The sequence below is a fragment of the Acinetobacter sp. V2 genome (assembly GCF_001188385.1).
Classification (GTDB): domain Bacteria; phylum Pseudomonadota; class Gammaproteobacteria; order Pseudomonadales; family Moraxellaceae; genus Acinetobacter; species Acinetobacter oleivorans.
In genome coordinates, this window is the sequence record NZ_JZFB01000010.1 from 2,514 (window position 1) to 9,864 (window position 7,351).

Below are 7,351 nucleotides of genomic sequence, written 5' to 3' on the forward strand. Positions count from 1 at the left end.
AAGTGGGGAAGTTCACGCGGTAACAATTCGTGCAATGACCAAAGATGAATGGCGTAAAGCAAGCCTTTTCGGAGCTTAAATATTAATGGATAAATTTTTAATTACGGGTGGTGTTAAGCTCGAGGGTGAAGTGCGCATTTCTGGTGCTAAAAATGCTGCTTTACCATTACTTGCTGCAACTATTCTTGCAGATTCTCCAATTACAATAACCAATGTTCCAAATCTTAAAGATGTTAATACTTTGGTAAAGCTAATTGGTGGATTAGGGGTAACAATTGGCTATGAAAATGACACAGTAAAAGCAGATACCTCTACTTTAGATAATCAGTTTGCACCTTATGAGCTGGTAAAAACAATGCGTGCCTCAATTTTGGTTTTAGGACCATTATTAGCACGGTATGGTAATGCTAAAGTTTCTTTACCTGGTGGTTGTGCGATTGGTTCAAGACCTGTGGACCAACATTTAAAAGCTTTAGAAGCTTTGGGTGCGCATATTGAAGTCGAAAATGGTTATGTCCATGCTTCAGTTGATGGTCGCTTAAAAGGTGGCGAAGTTGTTTTTGATATGGTTACTGTTGGTGGTACCGAAAACATCTTGATGGCAGCGGCATTAGCAGATGGCGTTACGACTATTCGTAATGCAGCACGTGAACCTGAAATTACTGACCTTGCTCAAATGTTAATTAAAATGGGCGCCAAGATTGAAGGCCTTGATACAGATACTCTTGTTGTAACTGGTGTAGAAAGTCTACATGGCTGTGAATATGCTGTAGTTGCTGATCGTATTGAAACAGGTTCATATTTAGCAGCTGCTGCAATTACGGGTGGTCGTGTCAAAACTACACATACTGACCCTGCATTACTTGAGTCTGTTTTGGATAAGTTTGAAGAAATGGGTGCTGAAGTCACTCGTGGTGATGACTGGATAGAACTTGATATGATGGGTAAACGCCCTAAAGCTGTAAGTTTTAGAACTTTGCCACATCCAGAATTTCCAACTGATATGCAAGCACAGCTGATGGCAGTAAATGTGATTGGTCGTGGATTCGCAACAATCTCTGAAACGATCTTTGAAAATCGTTTTATGCATGTTCCTGAATTGTCACGAATGGGCGCTAATATTCAAGTGGAAGGTCACGATGCTGTCGTAACAGGAGTTGAAACCTTACAGGCAGCACCTGTTATGGCAACAGATTTACGTGCTTCATTCTCTTTAGTTCTAGCTGCTTTAGTTGCAGAGGGAGATACATTAATTGATCGTATCTACCATATTGACCGTGGTTATGAACATGTCGAAGAGAAGCTTCAAGGTTTAGGTGCCCAAATTAAGCGAGTAAGTTAATGAATGATGTAAGAAACGATGATCCTAATTTTGATGTGATGGGTAATTTTGATCATGGTTTGACCTTGGCATTGAGTAAAGGGCGTATTTTAAAAGAGACGTTACCTTTATTGGCTACAGCGGGTATTAATTTACTCGAAGATCCGGAAAAGTCTCGTAAACTAATTTTTCCTACTACACATAAGCAAGTACGTATTTTAATTTTACGTGCATCTGATGTACCAACCTATGTAGAAAATGGTGCAGCAGATATAGGTGTAGCGGGTAAAGATGTGTTGATGGAGCATGGTGCTCAGCATGTATATGAGTTGCTTGACCTGCAGATTGCTAAATGTAAATTAATGACTGCTGGTAAAGTAGGTATGGAGCATCCAAAGGGTCGTTTAAAAATTGCCACTAAATATGTCAATCTTACACGTCAATATTATGCAAGCTTAGGTGAGCAGGTTGATGTTATTAAGCTCTATGGTTCTATGGAGTTAGCACCTTTGGTTGGTTTGGGTGATTACATTGTGGATGTGGTCGATACTGGTAATACTTTAAGAGCAAATGGTCTTGAGCCATTAGAAGAGATTTGCAAAGTATCTTCTCGATTAATTGTAAATAAAGCCAGTTTTAAACGTAAACAAACTTTGTTAAATCCAATCATTTCACAGCTTGAGCAAGCTGTTCAATCACGTTAAAAGCAATTTCCCATCATGCTTTTGCGATAGTTAAGCTAGATGATGCCCACAAGCGTATAGAAAAAGGGTAAACTTACTTTTTCTTTTTCGCCTTGTGGGTAAATTGATGCGACGTTTATCGACTCAAGATCAAAACTTCAAACAGGTTTTTGCTGAGCTATTGGCATTTGAAACCGTGAATGATCTTAATTTAGTGCAAACAGTAGATCAAATTATTGCTGATGTTCGTCAGCATGGTGATGATCATGTTTTAAAGCTTACTCAACAGTTCGATCGACATCCTGCGCATCAATTTTCAGATTTAGAATTATCTCAAGAACAACTTAAAACTGCTTTTGATAATTTAAGCCCAGAAATTCGTGATGCTTTAGAATTGGCAGCAAAGCGTATTCGTACATTTCATGAAGCTCAGAAACAAGATAGCTGGACTTATATAGATGACTTGGGCAATACATTAGGGCAAAAAGTTACGCCTTTAGACCGTGTTGGTATTTATGTGCCAGGTGGTTTAGCCTCTTATCCATCTTCAGTTCTAATGAATGCTGTACCTGCTCATGTTGCAGGTGTACCTGAAATTATCATGGTTGTTCCAGCACCGAATGGTGAATTAAATCCATTGGTTCTTGCCGCAGCTTATCTTGCGGGAGTTAACCGAGTATTTACCATTGGTGGAGCGCAGGCTGTAGCAGCTTTGGCTTATGGTACTCAGACAATTCCACCTGTAGATAAAATTACTGGTCCAGGGAATCGTTTTGTAGCAGCTGCTAAACGTGCTGTATTTGGTCAAGTCGGCATTGATATGATTGCTGGACCTTCTGAAATTTTAGTATATGCAGAAGGTGAGAATAATGCAGATTGGTTGGCTATGGATGTTTTATCACAAGCTGAACATGACACTGTGGCCCAAGCTATTTTTATAACTCCAGATGAAGCTTTGCTTAATGCAGTCGAGTTGGCAATTGAAAAGCATTTAAATGAATTGCCAAAGGCACATATTGCTCGAACTTCGATTGAAAACCGTGGTGCTTTAGTATTAGTCAAAGATCGCGCAGAAGCGATTGAGTTAATTAATCAGGTTGCACCAGAGCATTTGGAACTGTGCTTAGATGATGCCGACGCAATGAGTGAAGAGATTCGTCATGCTGGAGCAATTTTCATGGGACGTTATACACCTGAAGCAATCGGTGACTATTGTGCGGGTCCAAACCATGTATTGCCGACATCTGGAACTGCTCGTTTTTCTTCTCCGTTAGGCGTTTATGATTTCCAAAAACGTTCGAGCTTGATTATGTGTTCGCAAGATGGGGTTAAAACGTTAGCTAAAACAGCCGATATATTAGCTGTCCAAGAAAACTTAGATGCCCATGCACGCTCAGCTCGCTATCGTTATCAATAAGCTTATAAACCTTGTAGTTTTTTAATTATTACTCAGGGCTGATTTTCAGCCCTTTTTTGAGATAAGACCATGACTTTATCTACAGCACAAATGCGCTTTTGGAGTCCAGAAGTTCGTGAATTAGAACCTTATGTCCCGGGTGAGCAGCCTAAAATTCAGAATTTATTGAAACTTAATACGAATGAAAATCCATATCCGCCATCTCCCAAAGTAGTTGACGCGGTTCAAGCAGTTTTAACTCAGCAAGCTGATGCCTTGCGTTTATATCCAGATCCAGATGCAACAGCTTTGAAGCAAGCAATTGCTAAACAACAGAATATTGAGGTGTCTCAAGTTTTCGTTGGTAATGGCTCAGATGAAGTACTTGCTCATATTTTTAAAGCATTTTTCCTTCAAGATGAACCGATTCTTTATCCAGATATCACTTATAGTTTTTATCCAGTTTATAGTCAGTTCTTTGGAACAAAAACTAAAGAAATTCCACTCAATGAGAATTTCGAGATAGAAGCTAAGGACTATATACAACCAAATGGTGGGATTGTTATTACAAACCCTAATGCACCAACCAGTATTGCAATGGGTTTGCCAGATATCGAGCAAATCTTAAAAGCAAATCCAGATCGGGTGGTGGTGATCGATGAGGCTTATGTTGATTTTGGAGCAGAATCCGCAGTTGGTCTTGTAAATCGCTATGAGAATCTAGTTGTTTGTCAAACAACCTCAAAATCTCGTTCATTAGCTGGTTTGCGCGTTGGTTTTGCAATCGCTCAGCCACATTTAATTGCAGCGCTTGAAGCTGTCAAAAATAGTTTTAACTCATATCCTATTGACCGTTTTGCAATTGCAGCCGCTGTAGCTTCTTTTGAAGATCAGGCTTATTTTGAAGAACACTGTCAGAAAGTTATTTCTAGTCGTGAAAAACTAGTAGATGACTTAACTGCTTTGGGCTTTAAAGTTTTACCTTCTAAAGCGAACTTTATTTTTGCTTCACACTCAGTCCATGATGCAGGCAAACTTGCACAGCAATTACGTGAACAAGGTATTATTGTGCGTTATTTCAATAAGCCTCGTATTAATCAATTTTTGCGTATCACAGTGGGTACTGATGAGCAGAATATACGTTTAGTGCAAACGTTAAAACAAGATATTCTTTAAGTTTTAATCTGCTGTGCTGTTCATCAAGTTCAGCATGGCAGAGATTTTATCAAGGCTTTCTTGATATTCTGCTTCTGCATTTGAGGCAATTGTAATACCACCACCGGCCCACAAAGAGAGCTGATTTTGATATTGTTGAAAGCTGCGGATAAGAATATTCCAGCGACCTGTTCCATCAAAATTGAAGTAACCTAATGTCCCGCAATAAGCACCTCTTGCTTCTTCTTCTAATTCTTCAATAATTTGCATCGCCCGAATTTTGGGGGCTCCTGTAATTGATCCCCCTGGTAAAGCAGAAAGCAACATTTGCATTGGATTAATATCATCTTTAAGCGTGGCAACAATTTCACTGACCATATGATGAACTTGATTAAAACTTTCAATCTCGAATAATTGTGTTGTTTTTACGGATCCTGTATTGGCATAAATGCTCAAATCATTACGTAATAAATCAACAATCATGACATTCTCGGCCTGATCTTTTTGCGAGTTTTTTAAAGTTTGTTTTGAAATAAAATCTTTTTCGATATCTTCATATCGAGGCATGGTTCCCTTGATAGGTCGGGTCTTAATTTGTTTATTTTGATTGAATTCAATGAAGAGTTCAGGAGAACAACTTAATAATTCAAATTGATCTAATTTTAAATAACCTGCATATGGTGCATTAGTAAGATTCCATAAATCTTCAGCTTTATTTAATAAAGACCCTTTGAAATCAGCTTTAAATTCTTGGGTTAAATTAATTTGATAACAATCCCCAGCTTTAATGTATTCTTGTATTTTTTTAAAAGCCTCGAAATATTGTTCTTTAGACCATCTTGGCTGAATAGCAGTTTTTAATTCAAATATATTTTTAGATTTATTTGAATTAGGAATCTCTAACTTCTTTTCAATATATTTAAATAGGTCTAATGCATTTTCTTCATCACTAAAAAAATACCACTCATTATCTATATATTTTAAAAAAGAACGATATTGACCTAAGAATAAAGATGGCTGTATATGAGTTTGAGTATTAATAAATTGATGGGCAGCAAAATCATAACTAATAAAACCGACATAGCCCCCATTAAAACTTGTTATTGTTTTAATATTTGTATTTTCTTTTAATTTATTTTCTTTTAATTGAATAAAGTCTAATAATTGATTCGATTTTAATATTTTCTTATATTCAGTAAAGTTTTGGCGTTGAAATGCTATATTATTTTCATTCTGAATAAGAATGTATTGTTGTGGCAGAAAACCAATAATAGGATTGTTATTGTCATTTAAATAAATGAGCCCAGTTAATCCTTGTAAATTTTTTAAAATCTCGGCAATACTTTTACCATGTAATGAGATTTTTTTCTTTAACTGAGACATTTTTAAATAACAGAATAGTTAATGAGGGAAATATTAGTTTACTACAACTTGCGGATCATCAGGGAGAAGACTTAGAAGAGAGGTACTTTTCGTTGATAAAATAGTCGAATTTTAGCGTGGGATTGGCGTTGGCTTTAGACGTTAAAAGCGAAATAAATTGAGCGTACCGTTTGTCGGGTAGTTGGCAAAAAATGCACAACACTAGTTGAACAAAAAGTAACGTAGATGTAATTTAGTAATTGCTAAGCAAAACTACTCAAGGATTGGAAGTTTCGGTTGCTATATAAAGAAAAATGCAACTTGAGACAATGAGAGTGGTTAAAGTCAAAAAATAAATGCTCTTGGGAGAGTGCTCAATGAAAATGTTCACTAAACTTGCTTTAGTTTCTTCTTTAGCTATCAGTGCAAATGCAATGGCAATGCAGTCAATGGACGATGCTGCACTAAGCGCTGCTACAGGTCAAGATGGTATTAACATCGGTATTGCTTTAGGTTCTGGCGGTGTTTCTATCGATAAATTATATCTACACGATAATGATGGTTTGGCATCATCAACAGGTATTACTGGTGCATCAGGTACTGCGGGTGCAATCGCAATTAGTGGTGTTACCCTTACTCAAACAGGTACAGGTAATCTTTTAGATTTAGCAATTGATACAAATGGTGCTTCGGGCTCAAACGGTGCTTTCTTAAACGTTGCTGCGACAGTAGGCGCTGTTGATATTCATGTTGGTTCAATTGGTGTTGGTACTTCGGGTACTTTAAACCAAACAACTGCTGTACGTGGTATTACAGAAACAGCTCCAACTGAAATTATTTCTGGTTTAGATTTATCTTTAGGCCAAATTTCAGCGAATGTTCAGTTAGGTTCTACTCCACAAGGTGCAATGATCAAAGTAAATTCAAGTTTAAAAGGTGGTTTAACACTATCTAACTTTGGTATTAATGACGCTGCTGGTGGCGGTAAAATTGTCCTAGATAAAGTAATGGTACGTGGTGCTGGTAATACTACTGGTGATTTAGACGTGAATGCGAATATTTCAGTTGTACCAACTGGCTTAAAAATCCAAAATAATAGTACTCAAGGCATGAATGTGTATGCGCAAGGTGTTCACCTTGGCGCTGCGGGTAATGCATCAATTGGTGATTTAGAAATCCAAGGTTTAAATGTAGGTACTTCTACAATTACAATCTCTGGTCACTAATTTAAAAATTAAAAAAGCGCGTATACAACGCGCTTTTTTAATTGGTTTTTAATTAAAATTTCATAAGAATTAATAATATTGTTATATGTGTACTAAATATATTAAAAGTATTGATGTTTAAGAATGAGAGTTAATTAACACTTTAATTAAAGTAGAACTATACATTCATCAAAAAGATTAAAAAAAAGCTGTTTTTTACAAAAAAAAA

General features: G+C 36.9%; 6 protein-coding genes and 1 pseudogene. 6 read left to right on the plus strand and 1 reads right to left on the minus strand.

The window, feature by feature from the left end:
• The 5 genes and pseudogenes from ibaG to hisC all read left to right on the plus strand — a co-directional run.
• Positions 1-79 (plus strand): annotated as a pseudogene (gene ibaG, locus UC75_RS22375) (BolA family iron metabolism protein IbaG); the annotation flags it as partial.
• Between the two features lie 6 nt (positions 80-85).
• Positions 86-1,342: a UDP-N-acetylglucosamine 1-carboxyvinyltransferase gene (gene murA / locus UC75_RS17735; protein ID WP_049838343.1), complete on the plus strand. Its 1,257-nt coding sequence runs from the start codon at positions 86-88 to the stop codon at positions 1,340-1,342.
• The gene (hisG, locus tag UC75_RS17740) at positions 1,342-2,025 is read left to right on the plus strand and encodes an ATP phosphoribosyltransferase (protein ID WP_003655841.1); all 684 of its coding nucleotides are present in this window, start codon (positions 1,342-1,344) and stop codon (positions 2,023-2,025) included. Before murA ends, hisG begins: the two co-directional genes overlap by 1 nt.
• Before the next feature lie 106 nt (positions 2,026-2,131).
• Positions 2,132-3,421 carry a histidinol dehydrogenase gene (gene hisD, locus UC75_RS17745; RefSeq protein WP_049838344.1) on the plus strand — a complete coding sequence of 430 codons (1,290 nt, stop codon included), beginning with the start codon at positions 2,132-2,134 and terminating at the stop codon, positions 3,419-3,421.
• Between the two features lie 69 nt (positions 3,422-3,490).
• Positions 3,491-4,576, plus strand: coding sequence for a histidinol-phosphate transaminase (hisC, locus tag UC75_RS17750; protein ID WP_049838345.1), 1,086 nt, complete (start codon positions 3,491-3,493; stop codon positions 4,574-4,576).
• A gap of 3 nt (positions 4,577-4,579) precedes the next feature.
• On the opposite strand, the gene UC75_RS17755 is transcribed toward hisC, so the two are convergent.
• On the minus strand, positions 4,580-5,938 hold the full coding sequence (locus UC75_RS17755) for a chorismate-binding protein (protein WP_049838346.1): 1,359 nt from the start codon (positions 5,936-5,938) through the stop codon (positions 4,580-4,582).
• 356 nt (positions 5,939-6,294) lie between these two features.
• Here UC75_RS17755 and UC75_RS17760 point away from each other — a divergent pair, with 356 nt between their 5' ends.
• Positions 6,295-7,143, plus strand: a complete 849-nt coding sequence (locus UC75_RS17760) for a DUF6160 family protein (RefSeq protein ID WP_049838347.1) — start codon at positions 6,295-6,297, stop codon at positions 7,141-7,143.
• Positions 7,144-7,351: the final 208 nt, after the last annotated feature.